Origin of the sequence: Jannaschia donghaensis, from assembly GCF_001403795.1 — a bacterium.
In the GTDB taxonomy this organism is placed as follows: domain Bacteria; phylum Pseudomonadota; class Alphaproteobacteria; order Rhodobacterales; family Rhodobacteraceae; genus Jannaschia; species Jannaschia donghaensis.
In genome coordinates this window covers 1275572-1294374 of sequence record NZ_CXSU01000012.1, presented here as the reverse complement: position 1 = coordinate 1294374, position 18803 = coordinate 1275572, and the positions used below count along the sequence as shown (strand labels likewise).

The following is an 18803-nucleotide window of genomic DNA, read 5'->3' as shown; positions in this document are numbered from 1 at the left end:
CCCGCCGCGCCGCACTTGGTGCCGCTGCCGCCCTGCCTGCCCTTGCCACACTGGGAACGGCCGGTGCCGTCCGCGCCGACGGCCATTCCGGTACGGGCCCGACACAGCCGCGCGCCCGTGGCATCACGCTGGGCGACATGACCGTTACCGCGCTTTTGGCCGGCACCACGGGCCGCGAGGGTGACCAGCAGGAAACCTTCGGCATGAATGTCGATGCGGAAACCTTCGCCGAAGCCAGCGCCGAGGCCTTTATCCCGACCGACAGTTCCCAGTTCTTCTTTACGCCGACGATGGTGGAGACGGGCGAAGCCACGATCCTATTCGACACCGGCCTGAACCCAGGCGGCATGACCGACGCGCTGGCCGCCGCCGGCAAGGAGCCGGGCGACATCACCCACGTCATTATCACCCACATGCACGGCGACCACATCGGCGGCCTGGTAACGGACGGGAAGCCGACGTTCGCCAACGCCGAACACATCGCCGGGCAGAAGGAATACGATTACTGGTCCGAAAACGCGAACGATGGCTTCAACGCCAACGTGAAACCGCTGTCGGAGCAGTTTTCGTTCATCGAAGACGGTGCGGATGTGGCCCCCGGGGTGACGTCGCAGGCGATGTTCGGTCACACGCCGGGTATGCTGGGCTTCATGCTGTCGTCGGGCGACAAGTCGATGCTGATCACGACCGACATGACCAACCACTACGTCTGGTCGCTGGCCCATCCCGATTGGGAAGTCCGCTTCGACATGGACAAGGAAGCCGCGGCTGCAACCCGTCGCCGAGTGTTGGAAATGCTCGCCTCCGAAAAGATGCCGATGCTGGGCTATCACATGCCGTTCCCGGCCATGGGTTATGTCGACACCCGCGAAGACGGGTTCCGCTGGGTGCCCGAGAGCTATCAGCTGATGCTCTGATCCCCGGATCGAACTGGAAGGGGGCCGGGTTTCGGCCCCCTTTTTCGTCTCAGATATCGGCCACGATCCGCGGCCATCGGAGATCTGCCTGACGGATGAAGCCGGGTCGGTCCGTGTCCCACGTCGCCTGCACCGCATCGTCGAAGTTCAGATACAGGCGGTCGTCCACGATGGCCCAATTGTCGGGATGTGTCGGAAACAGCGCGCCCTTGGCGGCGACGGCCCAGGCGCAGAATCCGCCATAGGCCGGGGCGAAGGCCGTTGGATCGGCGGCGAAGTCATCGCGATTGCGCGCAGTGATGAAACGCCACGTGGCATTCGCCCAGACGTGGGTATGCGCCGGATCGCCGCCGATGGGCCGGGCGTGGGTCCAATAAGCGACGGGGTCGGTGCCGCCGATCGCCAGACCGTCGCGCGTGAAGGTCAGCGCGGGGGTCAGGGTGCGCGGCAGCAGCAGGCTTGCCGCCGCGGCCGAGGTGGTCAGGGCGGCCGCACCGCCCAGAAGCAGGGTTCGTCGATCCATCGGACATCCTTTCGTGTTGCGGCGGATATGGGCACCGTCGGGCACACATGCCAATCAAGCCCGCTCACGCTTGCGACAGCGCCGCGTGACGCGCATCCGGGCTTGCATCCCGGCGGACCGGGGGCCAATCAGGGGGACTTTCTGCCGAAGGGGGTTCCTCCATGTCCGATCTGCGCGATGCTGCCCTGTCCGTGCGCGAAAACGCCCATGCGCCCTACTCCAACTTCAAGGTGGGGGCCGCGATCCGGGCCGTGTCGGGCCGCATCTATGCCGGGTGCAATGTCGAAAACGTGGCCTATCCCGAAGGGACCTGTGCCGAGGCCGGGGCCATCGCGGCCATGATCGCCGCCGGCGAGACACGGCTGACCGAAGTCTATGTCGTCGCCAGATCGCCGGCCCCCGTGCCCTGCTGCGGTGGATGCCGGCAGAAGCTGGCGGAATTCGGCGCAGGCGATGTGCCGGTGACGATGGCCACGGTGGACGGGGCCGAACAGGCGACGACGATCGCGGCCCTTTTGCCCGGCAAGTTCGACGCCGGGTTCATGGCTTGACCGGCCCGCGCGACACGCTGGGTCGCCTGCGCCGCGGCGAGGTTCTGTCGCCCGAGGCCCTGACCGATTTCGCCGACGGTCTGGCCGAAGGCACCGTATCGGACGCGCAGGCCGGCGCATTCGCCATGGGGATCTGCCACGCGCCGCTGACGCCCGAGGGCCGCGCCGCGCTGACCCGTGCGATGCGCGACGGCGGCGACGTGCTGCAATGGGATCTGCCCGGCCCCGTCGTCGACAAGCATTCGACCGGCGGCGTCGGCGATTGCGTGTCGCTGGTGCTGGCCCCCGCGCTGGCCGCCTGCGGGGCCTATGTTCCGATGATCTCGGGGCGGGGTCTGGGGCACACGGGCGGCACGCTGGACAAATTGTCGTCGATCCCGGGGTTCCGCACGGAAATGCAGACCGATGAGCTGCAGTCCATCGTGTCCCGCGTCGGCTGTGCGATCGTGGGGGCCACCGGCGACATCGCCCCCGCCGACCGCCGGCTTTATGGGGTGCGCGACGTAACCGGCACTGTCGAGAGCCTGGACCTGATCGTCGCGTCGATCCTGTCGAAGAAACTGGCCGAAGGACCCGAGGCATTGGTCCTGGACGTCAAGACCGGGTCCGGCGCGTTCATGGCCAATCCGACGGCGGCGCGGGCCCTGGCGCAGGCCCTGGTCGAGACGGCGCAGGCCAACGGCGTCATGACTTCCGCCATCCTGACCGACATGTCCCAGCCGGCGGCGACCAGTGCGGGCAACGCGCTGGAGGTTATCGCGGCGATGGAGGCGTTGACCGAACCGAACGGGCGCCGCTCCACCCGCCTGATTGCATTGACCAAGGCATTGGGCGGGGAGGCGCTGGCGCTGGGGGGTCTGGTGTCGGACGCGAATGACGGTGCGGCCCGCATCGCAGCCGCGCTGACCTCGGGGGCCGCCGCAGAGGTGTTCGGCCGCATGGTTGCGGCGCAGGGCGGGCCCAACGACTTCCCCGACCGCTGGCGCGACCGTTTGCCCGCGGCCCCGGTCGTCGCCGAACTGCGCGCCGATCGGCCTGGGGTCGTGGGGCGCATCGACACCCGTGCGCTTGGTGAAATCGTCGTCGATCTGGGCGGTGGACGACGGCGCGAGGATGATCGCATCGACGTCACCGTCGGCATCAGCCACATCGCGCAGCTGGGGGCCGTGGTCACCGAAGGCCAGCCGCTGGCCCGCGTTCACGCCGCCGACAGCGACGACGCGGCAGAGGCGGCGGAACGCGTGGCCCATGCCATCGTCATGAAGGGCGGCGCGGTCACCTCCCCGACCCTGGTGCAGGAGACGTTGCGATGACCCGAGCCTTCCTTGTCGTTCTGGACTCCGTCGGCTGTGGCGGCGCACCGGATGCCGCCGATTTCGGCGATGCGGGCGCGAATACGCTTGCACATATCGCACAGTATTGTGCCGAAAGCCGCGCATCGGGGCCGTTGAAATTGCCTAATCTCGATAATCTTGGTCTGGGCGCGGCCGTTCGTCTGGCATCTGGCGATCCGACCCCCGGTCTAGATGCGACACCCACGGGTCTGTGGGGGGCGGCGACCGAAGTGTCCAATGGCAAGGATACGCCGTCGGGACATTGGGAACTGGCCGGTCTGCCGGTGCCCTTCGACTGGCATTATTTCCCGCAGACGCAGCCCTGCTTTCCGCCCGAGGTCGTGGCGGAGGTGATGCGGCTGGCCGGAACGGACAGCATCTTGGGCAATCGACATTCGAGCGGCACCCTCATCATCGAGGAGGAGGCCGAGGCGCATATCCGCACCGGCTGGCCGATCTGCTATACCTCTGTCGACAGCGTGTTTCAAATCGCCGCGCACGAGACGCATTTCGGCCTCGACCGGCTGATCGAGCTTTGTCGCGATATGGCCGCCATGCTCCACGACATGCGCGTGGGCCGGGTCATCGCACGCCCCTTCGTCGGCGACGGACCGTGGGAGCGGACGGCAAATCGCCGCGACTTCGCGATCCTGCCGCCCAAAGACACGCTGTGTGATGTGGTGCAAACCGCCGGTCGCCGGGTCCACGCGATCGGCAAGATCGGGGACATCTTCTCCATGCGCGGTATCGACACCAGCGTGAAGGGCAAGGATATCAAGCTGATGGATGATCTTGCCACGGCCGTGCGCGACATGCCCGATGGCAGCCTGACCTTTGCAAACTTCGTCGAATTCGACAGCGTCTATGGCCACCGCCGCGACCCGGCGGGCTACGCCGCGCATCTGGAGTGGTTCGACGCCGGCCTGCCGCCAATCCTGAATGCGATGCGCGACGGCGACGTGATGATCTTCACCGCCGACCACGGAAACGATCCGACGTGGCGCGGCACGGACCACACCCGCGAACGGGTGCCGGTGCTGGTGGCGGGCGCATCGGGCGAGGCGGGGCAGGTCGCCTTTGCCGATGTCGCCGCCAGCATCTGCGCCCACCTGGGCGTTCCCACCGTCGGTCCGGGGCAGAGCTTCCTATGACACACGCACCGAAACTGGAACTACACCTGCATCTGGAAGGGGCCGCGCCGCCGGCCTTCATCCGCAAGCTTGGGGCCGAGAAGGGCATCGCGCTCGACGGCGTGTTCGACGACAAGGGTGCTTATGTTTACAATGACTTCGAGGGCTTTCTTAAAGTCTATGAGGCCGCGACCGAAGTTCTGAAATCGCCCGAGGATTTCGCCCGCCTGACCACCGCCGTGCTGGAACAATCGCGGGCCGAAGGCGTCATCTACACCGAGTGCTTCATCAGCCCCGATTTCTGCGGCGGGCGCGACCTGTCCGCCTGGCGCGACTATTTGGCCGCGATCGCGGAGGCCGCTTCGGCCGTTGACGGGATCGACATGCGCGCCATCGTCACCTGCATTCGCCATTTCGGTCCGGACGCGGCGCGCGAAACCGCCCGCTGCGCGGCTGAAACTGCGGGCGTCTTCGTGACAGGGTTCGGCATGGGCGGGAACGAGGGGATGCACCGCGCAGCCGATTTCGCCCCCGCATTCGCCCAAGCCGGAGAGGCCGGGTTGGGCCTGACATCGCACGCGGGCGAATTCGGCGGGCCGACTTCCGTACGCGAAACGCTAGACCATCTGAATGTGACCCGGATTGGCCACGGCGTCCGCGCGACCGAGGACGCGGATCTGATGTCGCGCCTGGCCGAGGAATCGGTCCATCTGGAAATCTGCCCCGGATCCAATGTCGCCTTGGGCGTCTATCCGAACGTCGGTGCGCATCCCATTGATACCATTAGAACGGCAGGTGTCCCTTTCTGCGTATCGACCGATGACCCGCCGTTTTTCCATACGACGTTGACGCAAGAATACGACGCGCTGGCGTCGGCCCATGGCTGGGACGCCGAAACCTTCCGCGACATCAACCTGACGGCGTCGCGCGCGGCGTTCTGCGACGCGGACACGCGTGCCGATATCATTCGACAACTGGAGGCCTGAGATGGACCACCTGACCCACGTCAAACACCCGCTGGTTCAACACAAGTTGAGCCTGATGCGCGACAAGGAGACGTCGACGGCCGTGTTCCGTCAGCTGCTGCGCGAGATCAGCCAGCTTCTGGCCTATGAGGTGACGCGGGAACTTCCCATGACGACCCGCGCGATCGAGACACCGATGCAGTCCATGGACGCGCCTGTCCTTGCGGGACGCAAGATGGCGTTGGTGTCCATCCTGCGGGCGGGCAACGGATTGCTGGACGGGATCCTGGAATTGGTGCCGTCGGCCCGCGTCGGCTTCGTCGGTCTTTACCGCGACGAGGAGACGCTGGAGCCGGTGCAGTATTACTTCAAGGCCCCGGATCAGCTGGACGAGCGGTTGGTCATCGCGGTCGACCCGATGCTGGCGACGGGCAATTCATCGGTCGCGGCGATCGATCTGCTCAAGACGAAGGGGGCGAAGGACATCCGCTTCCTATGTCTGTTGGCCGCGCCGGAAGGCATCGCCCGCATGAAGGAGGCGCACCCGGATGTGCCTATCGTGACGGCGGCAGTGGACGAGCGGTTGAACGACAAGGGTTACATCGTTCCCGGACTAGGGGATGCGGGTGACCGGATGTTCGGTACGAAATGAAGTGTATCGCCCGCATCCGTCGCTTTACTTGGCAGCAGGCGACGGGCAAGGTTCCGGGCAGTGATTGTACCGGCGGAGGGGATGACATGGGGCTGTGGCGGAAGACGAGGATGCGCGACCTGACGCTGGGGCTGGCGACCTGCGCCCTGATCGCGGCGGGCACCATGGCCGAAGCGCAGAGAACCGTGCGCAACACGCCCGGTCCGGCGGAAATTCCGCCCGAAAGCTTTACCGCCGCGCAATACGTCGACAGCCGGGGGTGCGTTTTCGTGCGCGCCGGTGTAGATGGCGCGACACGCTGGGTGCCGCGGGTGAACCGCGACCGCACCGTCGTCTGCGGTCAGCCCGTGTCCCGCCCCGCCGCGACCGCCGCCGTCCCGAGGGCACCCGCACCTGAGCCTGCGGCCGCCGCGCCGGCCGCCACGGTTCAGACGGCATCGCCGGTCATACCACGGGCCCCCGCAGCCGCCGCCCCGCGCGAAATCGTCGAAGACGCGCCGCGCGCAACACCCGCGATCAATGCGACCGCCCCGCGTCGGGTAGCCCAGGCCCCACGCCCGGCCGCACCGCGCCCCGTGCAGCAGGCCGTGCGCACCGCCGCGCCCCGGGTCGCCGCGCTGCCGATCCCGCCGGGATGCGGGGCGTCTGAATTGTCCGCCCGCTATCTGCGCAACACGCCCGCCTGCGCCGCCGCGCTACAGGGACGTGCGGCCAGCGCGCCGGCCGCGATCACGACCTTTGCGCCGGTGGTGGCCACGGCCCCATCGACGCCGCGCCGGGCCGTTCGTGGCCAGCGCGCGCCGGCTGTCGCTTTCGTATCGCCGCCGGCAGGGGCCGTTCGCGTCAACCCGGCAGCGCCCAGTCCGAACCGTCGCAGCACGGCACCCGTCCCGGCGCAGGGATGCGCGGGCGCATCCGAGCTGTCGTCACGCTATCTGCAGGGCGCGACGCAATGCGGCGGGGACGCGAATTGGTCGTTGCAACAACGCTCGGCCATCGAAACGGACGCAACGACGGTGACGACGGCCTCGACCCGTGGCGCGCCCCGGACGGTCATCGTTCCCGCCGCGCGCACGACATTCGACGTCGGCACGCCGCCCAGCGGGTACCGCGCCGCATTCGACGATGGTCGGCTGAACCCCCACCGGGGGCCGCGCACGCTTGAGGGGGATTACCAGTCCCAGGCGGTCTGGACGAATGAAACGCCGCGCCGGCAACGGCGCGTGATTTACGTCAGCCGCTAGGGCTGCACTGGCAATCAGGACGGGCCGCCGTGGAAACACGGCGGCCTTTCGCGTGGGGTCCCGGTCAGCGTTCGATGACGCCGATGGCATTCATCATCGCTTCGAAGGCAACGCGGTCGGTGTCGACGTTCCTGACCTTCAGCGCGTCGAAGCGACCGCGAAGCGCCTTCTTTTCTTCGCCCTTGCAGTCGTTCCAAGGTCGCCCCTGCAGCGCCATTTCCAACACATAGTATCCGATGAAATGCGGGCGGGTGCCTGCCGCCAGAAGGCGCCCATAGGCGGCGTCGGCCCCCAGATCGCGCAGCTGTCCGACCGTGACGATATCGACGGCGGCAAACGCACGCTCCATCGCTGGACCGAGGTTGCGCAGGGTCGACAGGGGGGCATCATCGTCCATTCCCGCAATCAAGCGGATGGGACGGGCTGCGTCCAGAGTTGGTGCCTCAGATCGCGGCCCAGTCGGTGAAACGGACCGGCGCGGGGCGCGGCTTCTGCTTGACCGGGGGTTGGGCGTTGACGGGTGACGGCGTGGGGGTCGCGTGGATCATCGGTTTGCTCCGGGGGAGGAGAGGGAGACCTGTAGCCTGCCCGGAAACGATGATTTTCTTTTGTCGAGATATTGTCCGAAATGCGGCCCTGCTCAGGGAGGAGGAAGAACAGGGCCGCTTTCCGTAAGGCCGGCGCAGATCAGGGAGGAGGAAGACCCGCTGCCGTCCGATAATCCAGAGATAAGCTGCACTGCGGCGTGGTCAACGATGCACATGCAGAAACAACTTGGAATTGTGAAAAAACGTGGCTGAGCCGGTACAGGCTGCAATTTGCGCGCGAAGCAAAAGCGCTTCGCACAACAAAACGGCTTTCTCGAAACCGACGGAGCCGGATTGCTGTCCGCCCGGCACGCGCGACCCTATTCCGCCGCTCGCAGCGGGGGGTGGGGCCGGTCGCTCTCGGCGGGCTCCGCCTGGGCGTCTGCGGTGCGCGGCATCTCCATCGGCAGCTCCGGCTCGGCCGTGCCGTCGGTCTGATCGTCCGACCACAGCAGCACCGGCATGCGCACGCGCTTGGCCTGCCGGCGCAGGGCCCAATCCTCGGCGGCGCGGCTGCCCCGTCCGACGCCCATCCGACCCAGAAGCCGGGCGAACGCGATGACATAGACCGTGGCCCACACCCGTCCGGCCAGCATTGCGGGCGTGAACATCAGGGTCAGGACCGTCGCGATACCCAGGCCCCAGACCACCGCCGTCGCCAGTTGGATCCACCACAATGCCGTGGGGGAGCCGATGGAATATCCCCCGCCGATGAAGTTGAACGACAGGCCGAACATCATGGGCGCAAGACCGGCCATCGTGGTCAGCGTCGTCAAAAGGACCGGACGGATGCGATCTTCGGCCGTGCGGGTGATCGCCTCCAGCTTGGGCATGTACTGTGAATATTCCTGGTAGGTGTCGATCAGGACGATGTTGTTGTTCACCACAATGCCGGCCAGCGCGACGATGCCGGTGCCCGTCATGATGATCGAGAAGGCCTGATCCATGACCAGCATCCCGATCAGGACGCCCGTCGTCGACAGCACCACCGCCAGCAACACCAGCACCGAGTTGTAGATCGAATTGAACTGCGCCAGCAGAATGATGAACATCAGGCCCAGCGCGCCGGCGAAGGCCTTCATCAGGAAGGCCCCGGATTCGGCCTGCTCTTCCTGATCGCCGGTCCATTCCCATTGGACGGACGCGGGCAGGATGTCGGGGTTGTCGGTCAAAAGCGCGCCGATTGTTTCGATCCGTTCGTTCGGATTCACCGGGATCGCCGTTAGGTCGCTACCTTCGGCATCGGCTTCGGGAACAATGGCCTGCGTTTCGCCCTCGGCATTCACCAGCTTCACCAAGCCTTCGCGCACGTCCGCTTTGATGTCGAAGAATCGCTCGCCATCGACGCGGTCGATCTGTGCTAGGCGGGGGACCGGCTGGCGGGTGATGAAATTGTCCAGCGGGACCAGGCCTTCGTTCGTTCGCACCTTCAGCGTGTCCAGCGTGGATAGCACGCGGTCGTCCTCGGGCAGGCGGATACGGATGTCGATCTCGTCGTCCGACGACTCCACGCGCATCGTGTCGAGCAGGATGCCACGCGTGACCATCTGCACCATCGCGCCGACGGTCGCGACGTCGGCCCCGAACCGGCCCGCCTTTTCGACGTCCACGTCGATTTCCCAGTCGATGCCGGGCAGGGGGAGCGTATCTTCCAGGTCGATCATCCCGTCGAGCGCACCGATCCGCGCCGCCATGTCGCGGGTCGCGGCCTGCAAGTCCTCCCAGTTTTCACCCTTCAGACGCAGTTGCACGGGCTTGCCCTGCGCGGGACCCCGGTCCTGCGCGGACAGATCGACCTTGATGCCGGGCAATTCGCGCAGGTTCGCCAGAAGCGTATCGGCGATGGCATCGCCGTCGAAGGCGGGGTCCACGACGGATTTGTTGACCGTGATGCCGAAGATGTCGAACAGCGGCTCCGAGACGGTGGGGCGATCCTCCCATGGGACCATCTCGATCTGTATCTGACCGATGGTGTCGCGGGGACCGCCGGCGGCACCGGGGCCGCCGGACGACAGGCCACCCTCGCCCGCGAAGGCGAAGGCCGAGTCGATGCCGGGCGTATTCAGGACGATACGCTCGGCCTGCCGCAGCAGCGCGTCTTTTTCCTCGATCGACAGGTTGCCGCGGGCCCGCACGAAGACGTTCGCCTGCTCCAGCTCGCTTTCGACGAAGAATTCGACACCGTTGTTGTTGTTCCCGAAATAGGTGAACACCGAAACGACCGAGAAACCGACCACGAGGACGGCCGCGATCGGGCCCAGCGGATTGCCGACGATCAGGTTGATGACGTGGCCGAAAGCGCTGCGTCGATAGCCCGAGCGGACGCGACGTTGCCGCCGCTGGAACGTCACCGACCCCAGGGTCGTCGACAGCGCGCCGGACGCCACCAGAAACAGGACTGGCCCGAGAAATCCGGCAAGCGGTACGCCTTCGGGCAACAGGTAGAGCGGGTTGAGCGTCTGCAAGATCGCGACGATCATCAGCCAGGCCGAGGCGGCGGCAAGGGCGGCGCGCACGATCCAGGGAAACAGCCCGCGCAGCCAGTTGGAGCCCCCCTCGAAGGCCCGTGAAATCCGCCCTGCGACGCCGCCCAGAACCGGCAGATACACAAGCGCCACCACCAGCGATGCCGACAGCACGAAGATCAGGGTGACGGGAAGGTTGCCCATGAATTCGCCCGGAACGCCGGGCCAGAACAGCATCGGCAGGAACGCGCAGAGCGTCGTCGCCGTCGACGAGATGACGGGCCAGAACATGCGCTTTGCGGCCTCGGTGAAGGCCTGCATCGGGCCGGTGCCCTGCGCGATCCGTTTGTCCGCGTATTCGACCACCACGATCGCCCCGTCGACCAGCATGCCGACGGCCAGGATCAGGCCGAACATCACGATGTTGGAGATGGTGATCCCCATCACCGCCATGATCGCGAACGACAGGAGGAAGGACGTCGGAATGGCGAATCCCACCAGCAAGGCGGAGCGTGTGCCCAACGTCGCCAACACGACGATCATCACCAACGCGATCGCGGTCAGAACCGACCCTTCGAGTTGGGAGACCATGGACCGGACGGTTCGCGATTGGTCCAGCGCGGTCGTCACGGTGACGGATTGGCGCAATTCTGCCGGCCAGGTCGCGACCTCCGCGTCGATTTCCTCGCGCACCAGTTGCGCAGTCTCGATGATGTTGAAGCCCTTGCGCTTGACCACCTGCAGCGCGACCGTCGTCTCGCCGTTGTAGCGGGCGGTGCCCTCCCGGTCCTCGAACGTCAGGTTGATCTGCGCCAGATCGCCCAGCGTGATGACGCGGTCGCCGTCGGTCTTGACCGGCAGGTCGTAGATGTCCTGCGGCTCGTCGAATGAGCCGGGGATCTTGACCGGGAAGGCCCCCGATGCGGTTTCCACCGATCCGGTCGCCACCAGCAGGTTGTTCTGCGTCACCGTGTTGATCAACTCTCCGGCGGTGACATTATAGGATTCGAGCGCCAGCGGGTCGATGATGACCTCCAGCATTTCGTCGCGGTGACCGGCCAGTCCCGCCTCCAGAATCGCGGGCATGCCTTCCAGCCGCTCCTGCAGGTTGGATGCCAGTCGCAGCAGCGTGCGCTCGGGCGCGGATCCGGCCAGCGAGACGATAAGGATTGGAAACTCCGAGAAGTTGATCTCGTCAATGGTGTATTGCTCGGCCCCGTCTGGAAACTCCGATTCCGCCTGTCCCATCTTGTCGCGCACGTCGGCGATGGTGGCGGACTTGTCCCAGCCGAACTCGAATTCGAGAAATACGCCGGCGAAGTTTTCGGAGGCCGTGGCCGTCATGGACTTCAGCCCGTCCAGCTCCTTGAGCTTGGTCTCCATCGGCTTGATCAGTAGCTTCTCGGAATCGGATGCGCTGATGCCGGGAAAAGGGACGGCGACGATGATGCCGGGGATGTCGATGTCCGGCTCGCCTTCCTTGGGAAGGGAGATATAGGCCGCGGTGCCCGCGATGATCGACAGGACCACGAAGGCCACGACCATCCGCGCGCGTTTGGCGGCCCAGTCGACCAAACCGGTCATTGGCCCACCTCCGCCTTCTGCTCTTCGGCATAGGTCACGCGCAGGGGGACGCCGTCGGTGACGTATTCCTGCCCGACGGTGATGATATCCGCCTCCTGCGGGAGGCCGGTCACCAGCACGCCGTCGGGCGTGTCCCGGATCAACTGCACCGAAGACCAGGCCGCCGCGCCGTCGACCGCCAGGCGCAGGCCCAGCTTGCCATCGTCATTCAGCGTCAGCGCGGAGGCCGGCACCAAATGAGCGCGGATTGGATCTGTTTCGATGCCGATTTCCGTGCTTTGACCGTCCCGGATGGCAAGGTCCGCGTTGGGGACCGAAACCTCGACGCGGAAGGTGCGCGTGGTGGGATCGGCGGACCGGCTGAGGAATGTCACCTTTCCGGTCACTTCCTGGCCCGATGCCAGACGGGCGGCTGCGGGGCTGCCGACGGATACGCTGTCGACCTGCGCTTCGGGCAAGTACCCGACCAGCTTGATCGGATCCAACTGCACGATGGTGGCACAGGCGGCGTTCCCGCCCTGCGAACTCAGCAAGGCACCCAGTTCGGCGGTGTCCGTCTCCAACAGGCCGGCAAAGGGTGCCTCGATGGTCAGATAGTCGATTTCGAGCCGGGCGCGTTCCACCGCCGCTTCGGCGGCCTGCACGCCGGCCTTGGCGGCTTCGATCCCGGCGCTGACGGTTTCCAGCCCGGTCGTCGCCGCCACCAGCGCCGCGCGGGCGGAGCTGAATGCGGCGTCTGCGTTGGCGACCCGCGTCTCGGAGGCGAAGCCGCCTTCGGACAGGCGGCTGGCCGCAGTCTGGTTCAGACGAGCTTCTGCAATGCGGGATTCGGCCTCGGCGATGCGGGCTTCGGTTTCGGGAAAGCGGGCCTCGGCCTCGGGCACGCGGGCGCGCGCTTCGGCCAGGCCCGCCTCCGCTTCGGCCAGGCTGGCGCGACGCGTGCCGGGCGACAGCTCACACAGCAATTGTCCGGCCTCCACGAAACTGCCTTTGCGGATCGGCTCGGACATGACGGCCCCGGTCGTTTCGGCCATGACGGTCACTTCGCGGGCGGCTTCGGATTCGCCCCGGACCCTGACGCCGTTGGCCACGTCCATTGCGACCGACCGGATCGCCACGACGTTGATCGCCTGCGCGGCCGCACCGCCCGCGGGGTCGTTGATGGCCACGGGCGCAGACGCCGTTTCCGCCGCATTTTCGATAACGGGCGGGGCCTCGCCTTCGGTGGTGACATCGGACGCGAACCGGAACAGCGCCTCGCGTTGCAGGACCACGAAGAAAAGGGCAACGCAGACCAGCACGGCAGTCACGATCGGGAGGAGGCGCATGGCGAGCCTTTCAGGCAGCAAAGAGCATGTATCGACTCCTCCCTGCAGGCGAGTAAACCGATTGGTTCAGTTTTAGTGCGGCAGTGCGGCACGGACAAGGGCCTGGGCCGATTTCGTACCTTGCGCGAATGCACAGCGGCCCTGCGGTGGCGGTGTTTGCGGGTTGGCCCCTGCCGGAGCCTGCGCTAGAACGCGCGAAACCCGCAGGAGCCGTGCGCATGTCCAACCCCGAAAGCTTTATCGACGAAGTCAGCGAAGAGGTGCGCCGCGATCGCCTTTACGGGCTGATGCGCCGCTGGGGCTGGGTCGCGATTCTGGCCGTCGCGGTGATCGTCGGTGGCGCGGCCTATAGCGAATGGTCGAAATCGAGGGCCGAAGCATCGGCGCAGGCGTTTGGCGACGAATTGCTGACGGCCCTGCAGGGCGAGGATATGGACGCCCGCCGCGCGGCCCTTTCGCAGGTGGAGCCGTCGGATGCCGATCAGCGGGCGATCCTGTCTTTGCTGCGCGCCACGGCAGCGCTGAACGGGGAGGGGGCCGACGCGGACGCCGCGCGGGCCGAGCTTCTGACCTTGGCTGACGCCGTCGATATTCCCGCCACCTACCGTCACCTTGCTTTGCTCAAGGCGATGCTGGCGGGCGGCACCGGCGACGCGGCCCGCGATGGCCTGATCCTGGAGGAGCTGAGCGCGCCGGGGGCACCGTTTCGCACGCTCGCCGTCGAACAGCAGGCTCTCATGGCGGTTGCGGCGGGCGACGTCGCGACGGCGGTGACCCTGCTGCGCGCGCTGCTGGAAGATGCGCAGACGACGCAAGGCTTGCGTCAACGCGCACAGCAGTTGATTGTCGCGCTGGGCGCGGACGTCGAACCGGTTTGAACCGGCACAGGCGACTGACGGAATGTGAGGGCGGGACGATGAAATCATTTGCAGGCCTGTTGGTATGCGCGACGATCGTCCTTGCCGGATGCGGTGACGAAGAGGTTTTCCTGCCCGGGGAACGTCTTCCCGTGCGCGACAGCGGCGGGGTCGGCGTGATCGCCAACGCGACCGCCCCGACGCAGGCGCCTGGCATATCGCTTCCGGCCGCGCGCCGATTGCCGGACTGGCCGATGCGGGTCGGAACGGCGTCCAACGATCCTGGGCATGCCACGCTGTCGAGCGCCCCATCCCTGCTGTGGTCGGCGAACATAGGCGCGGGCGATACCCGCCGGCAGCGTATCACCGCCGATCCCGTGTCTGACGGCAGCCGGTTGTTCACGATGGACGCGCTGTCGGGCGTCGCGGCGACCGGCCTGAACGGCGCGACCCTTTGGTCACGCAGCCTTGTGCCGGGTTTTGAACAGGCGGGCGACGCGTCCGGCGGCGGCCTTGCGGTCGTGGGCGGCACGGTTTTCGTGTCCACCGGCTTCGGCGAATTGCACGCGCTGGACGCGGCGACGGGGGGCGAACGTTGGGTGCAGCGTTTGGACGCGCCGATCACCACGCCCAAGGTGGCGGGCGGCATCGTCTATGTAGTCAGCCGCGACAGCCGCGCCTGGGCGATCGACGCGGGCACCGGCCGGATCCTGTGGGATTTGCCGGCCGCCGATGCCCGTGCCGTCACCGCAACCGCCCCGTCGCCCGCGATTACCGAACGCGCGGTCCTGTTCCCCTTCGGATCCTCTGAAATCCTGGCGGCGTTGCGCCAGTCGGGCATTCGCGTTTGGGGCAGCTCCGTTTCGGGCAGGCGGCGCGGCGTCGCCTATAATGACGTGGGCGACATCACCGGCGATCCAGTCGTGTCGGGTGGCACGGTTTATGCGGGAACGTCCGCCGGGCGGATGGTAGCGCTGACCGCATCGTCGGGCACCCGCGAATGGACCGCCGACGAAGGGGCCGTGTCGCCGCTTGCCGTCGCGGGCGGATCGGTCTTCGCCGTGTCCGACCGGGCGCAGCTGTTGCGGCTGGATGCGGCGACGGGCGATGTGCTGTGGCGCAGCGACCTGCCATTCTATCGCAACGCGCGTCTGAAACGCCGGCAAGGTATCTATGCCCATTATGGCCCGGTCCTGGCCGGTGGGCGGTTGTGGGTGGCGTCGTCCGACGGTGCCTTGCGCGGGTTCGATCCGCAAAACGGGGCCCTGACGGCCAGTGTCGAGATCCCGGGCGGGGCCGCATCGCGTCCGATCGCCTTCGGTGACGCGATGTATGTCGTCGGTCGCAAGGGCACGCTCAACGCCTTCCGCTAAGCCTCTGGTCACGGGGCACGGCTTGGGGTAGGGCGCGTCCCTGTCATTTCGGAGAACACCATGTTCACCCTCGCCATCGTCGGACGGCCCAATGTGGGCAAGTCCACGCTCTTCAACCGTCTGGTCGGCAAGAAGCTGGCGCTGGTCGACGACCAGCCCGGCGTGACGCGCGATCTGCGCGAAGGGGCGGCGCGGCTGGGCGATCTGAAGTTCACCGTGCTCGACACCGCCGGTCTGGAAGAGGCGACGGACGATAGCCTTCAGGGTCGGATGCGCCGCCTGACCGAACGCGCCGTCGATCTGGCGGATGCCGCGCTGTTCATCGTGGATGCGCGCGTTGGAATCACGCCGACCGATCAGGTCTTTGCCGAAATCCTGCGCAAGAAGGGCGGCACGGTGATTCTGGCGGCCAACAAGGCCGAGGGTCGCGCGGCCGAGTCCGGTTTTCTGGAGGCGTATTCTCTGGGTCTTGGCGACCCGCTTGGCCTGTCGGCCGAACACGGGGAGGGGATGGCGGAGCTTTCGGTCATCCTGCGCCCGCTGATCGAGGCGGCCGCCAAGGAAGACGCCAACGACGAGGAGATGGATGAAGCCGATTTCGACGTCTCCGTGTCCGAAGACGACGGCGAGACCGAGGCCGACTGGGCCCCGACCGAGAGACGCCCCCTCAAGATCGCGGTCGTCGGTCGCCCGAATGCGGGCAAGTCCACGCTGATCAACCAGATCATCGGGCAGGAACGTCTTCTGACCGGGCCGGAAGCGGGGATCACGCGCGATTCCATCTCCGTCAACTTCAATTGGGATGGCGTGCCGACACGGCTGTTCGACACCGCAGGCATGCGCAAGCGCGCCAAGGTGGTCGAGAAGCTGGAGAAGTTGTCGGTCAGCGACGGATTGCGCGCGGTCAAATTCGCCGAAGTGGTCGTCGTTCTGCTGGATGCCGACATTCCCTTCGAGACCCAGGACCTTCGGATTGCCGATCTGGCGGAGCGCGAGGGCCGTGCGGTCGTCGTCGCCGTCAACAAATGGGACCTGGAGGAAAACCGACAGGAGAAGCTGGCCGAGCTCAAGGAACAGTTCGAGCGTCTTTTGCCGCAGCTGCGCGGTGCCCCCCTCGTGACCGTTTCCGCCAAGACGGGCCGCGGCATGGACCGTCTGCAGGAGGCCATCCTGCGCGCCCATGCCACCTGGAACCGCCGCGTGCCGACGGCCGCGCTCAACCGTTGGTTGGCTGGAATGCTGGAGCAGCATCCGCCCCCCGCGCCGCAGGGCAAACGTATCCGTCTGCGCTATGCCACACAGGTCAAGACGCGTCCGCCGGGCTTCGTCGTCATGTGCTCGCACCCCGATCTGATGCCCGAAAGCTATTCGCGGTATCTGGTCAACGGGATGCGGGTGGATTTCGACATGCCGGGCACCCCGATCCGCCTGCATATGCGCGGACAGGGGGATGCGAACCCCTACAAGGGACGCAAGCGGCCCGAGGCGTCGCGTCTGCGCAAGCATACGCTGGGGCGTCGCAAGGACTGAACCGCGCCGCAAATTCTCCCCGGTTTATGTGGCTGGCTCCTTATTTCTGCCGCATCGGGGTGGTCTGACGGGGTCAACTTAACGAATTCCGGGGGTTTCCCATGCTTGCGATCAGTTCATTCCTCCATGCCGAAGACGGTGCCGTGACTGTCGATTGGGTGGTGCTGACCGCGACCCTCGTCGGGCTCGGTCTGGGCGTGGCGATTTTGCTAGGCGAAGGATTTCGGACCAGTTCGACCGAGCTTCAGGTAGAATTGTCGCGCAACGACATAATCTGCTTCGATTTTTGCGACCGTTTCGCATCCGCCGAGGATCCGGAGGCTGAACCGACCGTAAATCCGTAGACGATTGACTGAATTGGAAAAAGGCGCGCCTCCCGATCGGACTGCGCGCCTTTTTGTCGTTGGCAATCAGGCGTTGGCTTCGCGGATTTTCTCGGCGGCGTCCTTGTCGAAGCTGACACCGTTTTCGGCCAGCATCGTGTCCAGCTCGCCCGACAGTGTCATCTCGGTGATGATGTCGCAGCCGCCCACGAACTCCCCTTTCACATAAAGCTGGGGAATGGTGGGCCAGTCCGAATATTCCTTGATACCCTGCCGGATGCCGTCGTCGGCCAGGACATTCACGTCCTTGAACTCGACCCCCATGTAGTTGAGGACACCGGCCACCTTGCTGGAAAAGCCGCATTGGGGCATCGCCTTGGTGCCCTTCATGAACAGGACGACGTCCTGCGATTTCACCATCTCGTCGATCTGGGTCTTGGCATCGGCCATATCGGTCACTCCTGATTTTCTGTCGTGTGCTTGCCGGCGCGTCTGGGCACGAAGGCGCGGGCGTATTCCTGTGGATCCTGCGGCACGCGGGTGGTCAGCTGGTTGCCGCCCCCCACGCCCGACGAATAGTCGCTCTCGATCTGCGTATACCCCTTGCCGGGCGGGATGCCACGGGGCCGGCCTGCATCTTCATCCCGCGCTTCCGCACGCAGGATCCAGATCGCCCGCCCCAAAAGGATCAGTGCGATGAACCCGGCCAGCCATGCGGACAGGCTCGTCACCGCGTCACTCCGGCGCGCGGGTGGTCAAGGCAAGCGCGTGCAACTCGCCCTGTGCACCGTCCATCTTACCCCGCAAGGCGGCATAGACAGCCTTGTGCTGCTTGACGCGGCTCATCCCCGCGAAGGAGGCGTCGACGACGACGGCAGCCATATGCACCCCGTCGTCGCCCGAAACTTCGATCTGGGCGTCGGGGAATTCGGCCCGCAACAGGGCCTCGATCTCGTGGGCTTGCATGGCCATCGGCGCACTCCGTTGTTCGCAGTCCCTAGCTAGGCGTCGCCGCGGCGCAGGGCAAGGAGGAGACGGTACAACGCCGACACCCAAACGCATGCCGCCATGGCCAGGAACGCGACCGAGAAGGCGAGGAGAATTTTCAGCACATCGTTTTCGGGTTTCAGACGCTCAAGGCCGGGGATGCCGGCAACGGCCGCCAGGCCAAGTAGAAGTGCCACCACGATCGCCGACGGGGCGGCCGCAACGCGCCACGACCCTGTCGCCCACCGGCCCAGCACCACCAGCGGCAAGCCGCCCACCCCGCCCGCGCCCGCCACCAGCAGCGGCAGGACAAAGGTTTCTACGGCCTGAATACGTGGCACAAAGACGGCTTCCCAAGCGACCCAGATGGCGATCTGCACCGTCAAAAGGGCAAGCAGGGGATAGACGACCGCAAACACGAGAAGGAAGACGAGGCCGCGCCACTTCATCAGC

19 protein-coding genes are annotated in these 18803 nt (G+C 66.2%); 11 read left to right on the top strand and 8 right to left on the bottom strand.

What is annotated here, in order from left to right:
- On the top strand, positions 1 to 917 hold a 917-nt coding region (locus JDO7802_RS15630), incomplete at its 5' end, for an MBL fold metallo-hydrolase (protein ID WP_245624205.1).
- Positions 918 to 966: 49 nt separating this feature from the next.
- On the opposite strand, the gene JDO7802_RS15625 is transcribed toward JDO7802_RS15630, so the two are convergent.
- Positions 967 to 1440, bottom strand: coding sequence for a YHS domain-containing (seleno)protein (locus tag JDO7802_RS15625; protein WP_055086859.1), 474 nt, complete (start codon positions 1438 to 1440; stop codon positions 967 to 969).
- 161 nt (positions 1441 to 1601) lie between these two features.
- Here JDO7802_RS15625 and JDO7802_RS15620 point away from each other — a divergent pair, with 161 nt between their 5' ends.
- The 6 genes from JDO7802_RS15620 (at position 1602) to JDO7802_RS15595 (ending at position 7316) form a co-directional block, all read left to right on the top strand.
- Positions 1602 to 1991: a cytidine deaminase gene (locus tag JDO7802_RS15620; RefSeq protein WP_055086858.1), complete on the top strand. Its 390-nt coding sequence runs from the start codon at positions 1602 to 1604 to the stop codon at positions 1989 to 1991.
- The gene (locus JDO7802_RS15615; protein ID WP_055086857.1) at positions 1988 to 3304 is read left to right on the top strand and encodes a thymidine phosphorylase; all 1317 of its coding nucleotides are present in this window, start codon (positions 1988 to 1990) and stop codon (positions 3302 to 3304) included. The genes JDO7802_RS15620 and JDO7802_RS15615 overlap by 4 nt, the downstream gene beginning before the upstream one ends.
- Positions 3301 to 4476 (top strand): phosphopentomutase, encoded by a 1176-nt coding sequence (locus JDO7802_RS15610; protein WP_055086856.1) that lies wholly within the window; start codon positions 3301 to 3303, stop codon positions 4474 to 4476. The genes JDO7802_RS15615 and JDO7802_RS15610 overlap by 4 nt, the downstream gene beginning before the upstream one ends.
- Positions 4473 to 5441, top strand: a complete 969-nt coding sequence (locus JDO7802_RS15605; protein ID WP_055086855.1) for an adenosine deaminase — start codon at positions 4473 to 4475, stop codon at positions 5439 to 5441. Before JDO7802_RS15610 ends, JDO7802_RS15605 begins: the two co-directional genes overlap by 4 nt.
- A gap of 1 nt (position 5442) precedes the next feature.
- Positions 5443 to 6072, top strand: a complete 630-nt coding sequence (gene upp / locus JDO7802_RS15600; protein ID WP_055086854.1) for a uracil phosphoribosyltransferase — start codon at positions 5443 to 5445, stop codon at positions 6070 to 6072.
- 110 nt (positions 6073 to 6182) lie between these two features.
- The gene (locus JDO7802_RS15595) at positions 6183 to 7316 is read left to right on the top strand and encodes a hypothetical protein (protein ID WP_055086853.1); all 1134 of its coding nucleotides are present in this window, start codon (positions 6183 to 6185) and stop codon (positions 7314 to 7316) included.
- 64 nt (positions 7317 to 7380) lie between these two features.
- Here the strand turns inward: JDO7802_RS15595 and JDO7802_RS15590 are convergent, their stop codons facing one another.
- From JDO7802_RS15590 to JDO7802_RS15580, 3 genes are all read right to left on the bottom strand, one after another.
- The gene (locus tag JDO7802_RS15590) at positions 7381 to 7713 is read right to left on the bottom strand and encodes a TfoX/Sxy family protein (protein ID WP_055086852.1); all 333 of its coding nucleotides are present in this window, start codon (positions 7711 to 7713) and stop codon (positions 7381 to 7383) included.
- A gap of 510 nt (positions 7714 to 8223) precedes the next feature.
- A complete protein-coding gene (locus tag JDO7802_RS15585) occupies positions 8224 to 11952 on the bottom strand; it encodes an efflux RND transporter permease subunit (RefSeq protein ID WP_055086851.1) in 3729 nt (1242 codons plus the stop codon).
- Positions 11949 to 13280: an efflux RND transporter periplasmic adaptor subunit gene (locus JDO7802_RS15580; protein ID WP_055086850.1), complete on the bottom strand. Its 1332-nt coding sequence runs from the start codon at positions 13278 to 13280 to the stop codon at positions 11949 to 11951. The genes JDO7802_RS15585 and JDO7802_RS15580 overlap by 4 nt, the downstream gene beginning before the upstream one ends.
- A 218-nt stretch (positions 13281 to 13498) precedes the next feature.
- On the opposite strand from JDO7802_RS15580, the gene JDO7802_RS15575 reads away from it, so the two are divergent.
- From JDO7802_RS15575 to JDO7802_RS15560, 4 genes are all read left to right on the top strand, one after another.
- Positions 13499 to 14158, top strand: a complete 660-nt coding sequence (locus JDO7802_RS15575) for a hypothetical protein (protein WP_055086849.1) — start codon at positions 13499 to 13501, stop codon at positions 14156 to 14158.
- 38 nt (positions 14159 to 14196) lie between these two features.
- The gene (locus JDO7802_RS15570) at positions 14197 to 15510 is read left to right on the top strand and encodes an outer membrane protein assembly factor BamB family protein (RefSeq protein ID WP_055086848.1); all 1314 of its coding nucleotides are present in this window, start codon (positions 14197 to 14199) and stop codon (positions 15508 to 15510) included.
- Between the two features lie 60 nt (positions 15511 to 15570).
- Positions 15571 to 17040 carry a ribosome biogenesis GTPase Der gene (gene der, locus JDO7802_RS15565; RefSeq protein ID WP_055086847.1) on the top strand — a complete coding sequence of 490 codons (1470 nt, stop codon included), beginning with the start codon at positions 15571 to 15573 and terminating at the stop codon, positions 17038 to 17040.
- A gap of 101 nt (positions 17041 to 17141) precedes the next feature.
- On the top strand, positions 17142 to 17384 hold the full coding sequence (locus tag JDO7802_RS15560) for a hypothetical protein (protein WP_055086846.1): 243 nt from the start codon (positions 17142 to 17144) through the stop codon (positions 17382 to 17384).
- Positions 17385 to 17450: 66 nt separating this feature from the next.
- Here the strand turns inward: JDO7802_RS15560 and grxD are convergent, their stop codons facing one another.
- Genes grxD through JDO7802_RS15540 form a run of 4 tightly spaced genes read right to left on the bottom strand, consistent with a single transcriptional unit; the run spans position 17451 to position 18799 of the window.
- Complete coding sequence (grxD, locus tag JDO7802_RS15555) at positions 17451 to 17813, bottom strand: Grx4 family monothiol glutaredoxin (protein ID WP_055087288.1); 363 nt, start codon at positions 17811 to 17813, stop codon at positions 17451 to 17453.
- A 5-nt stretch (positions 17814 to 17818) separates the two neighbouring features.
- Positions 17819 to 18094, bottom strand: a complete 276-nt coding sequence (locus JDO7802_RS15550; RefSeq protein WP_055086845.1) for a hypothetical protein — start codon at positions 18092 to 18094, stop codon at positions 17819 to 17821.
- A gap of 4 nt (positions 18095 to 18098) precedes the next feature.
- Positions 18099 to 18335, bottom strand: coding sequence for a BolA family protein (locus tag JDO7802_RS15545; protein ID WP_055086844.1), 237 nt, complete (start codon positions 18333 to 18335; stop codon positions 18099 to 18101).
- A 29-nt stretch (positions 18336 to 18364) separates the two neighbouring features.
- Positions 18365 to 18799, bottom strand: a complete 435-nt coding sequence (locus JDO7802_RS15540) for a hypothetical protein (RefSeq protein ID WP_055086843.1) — start codon at positions 18797 to 18799, stop codon at positions 18365 to 18367.
- Positions 18800 to 18803 lie beyond the last annotated feature (4 nt).

What these genes read in the sequence shown, in the direction of transcription:
- JDO7802_RS15625 (WP_055086859.1), bottom strand. Translation starts at nt 1,440, where the DNA reads ATGGATCGACGAACCCTGCTTCTGGGCGGTGCGGCCGCCCTGACCACC.
- JDO7802_RS15620 (WP_055086858.1), top strand. Translation starts at nt 1,602, where the DNA reads ATGTCCGATCTGCGCGATGCTGCCCTGTCCGTGCGCGAAAACGCCCAT.
- JDO7802_RS15610 (WP_055086856.1), top strand. Translation starts at nt 3,301, where the DNA reads ATGACCCGAGCCTTCCTTGTCGTTCTGGACTCCGTCGGCTGTGGCGGC.
- JDO7802_RS15605 (WP_055086855.1), top strand. Translation starts at nt 4,473, where the DNA reads ATGACACACGCACCGAAACTGGAACTACACCTGCATCTGGAAGGGGCC.
- upp (WP_055086854.1), top strand. Translation starts at nt 5,443, where the DNA reads ATGGACCACCTGACCCACGTCAAACACCCGCTGGTTCAACACAAGTTG.
- JDO7802_RS15595 (WP_055086853.1), top strand. Translation starts at nt 6,183, where the DNA reads ATGCGCGACCTGACGCTGGGGCTGGCGACCTGCGCCCTGATCGCGGCG.
- JDO7802_RS15590 (WP_055086852.1), bottom strand. Translation starts at nt 7,713, where the DNA reads ATGGACGATGATGCCCCCCTGTCGACCCTGCGCAACCTCGGTCCAGCG.
- JDO7802_RS15585 (WP_055086851.1), bottom strand. Translation starts at nt 11,952, where the DNA reads ATGACCGGTTTGGTCGACTGGGCCGCCAAACGCGCGCGGATGGTCGTG.
- JDO7802_RS15580 (WP_055086850.1), bottom strand. Translation starts at nt 13,280, where the DNA reads ATGCGCCTCCTCCCGATCGTGACTGCCGTGCTGGTCTGCGTTGCCCTT.
- JDO7802_RS15575 (WP_055086849.1), top strand. Translation starts at nt 13,499, where the DNA reads ATGTCCAACCCCGAAAGCTTTATCGACGAAGTCAGCGAAGAGGTGCGC.
- JDO7802_RS15570 (WP_055086848.1), top strand. Translation starts at nt 14,197, where the DNA reads ATGAAATCATTTGCAGGCCTGTTGGTATGCGCGACGATCGTCCTTGCC.
- der (WP_055086847.1), top strand. Translation starts at nt 15,571, where the DNA reads ATGTTCACCCTCGCCATCGTCGGACGGCCCAATGTGGGCAAGTCCACG.
- JDO7802_RS15560 (WP_055086846.1), top strand. Translation starts at nt 17,142, where the DNA reads ATGCTTGCGATCAGTTCATTCCTCCATGCCGAAGACGGTGCCGTGACT.
- grxD (WP_055087288.1), bottom strand. Translation starts at nt 17,813, where the DNA reads ATGGCCGATGCCAAGACCCAGATCGACGAGATGGTGAAATCGCAGGAC.
- JDO7802_RS15545 (WP_055086844.1), bottom strand. Translation starts at nt 18,335, where the DNA reads ATGGCCATGCAAGCCCACGAGATCGAGGCCCTGTTGCGGGCCGAATTC.
- JDO7802_RS15540 (WP_055086843.1), bottom strand. Translation starts at nt 18,799, where the DNA reads ATGAAGTGGCGCGGCCTCGTCTTCCTTCTCGTGTTTGCGGTCGTCTAT.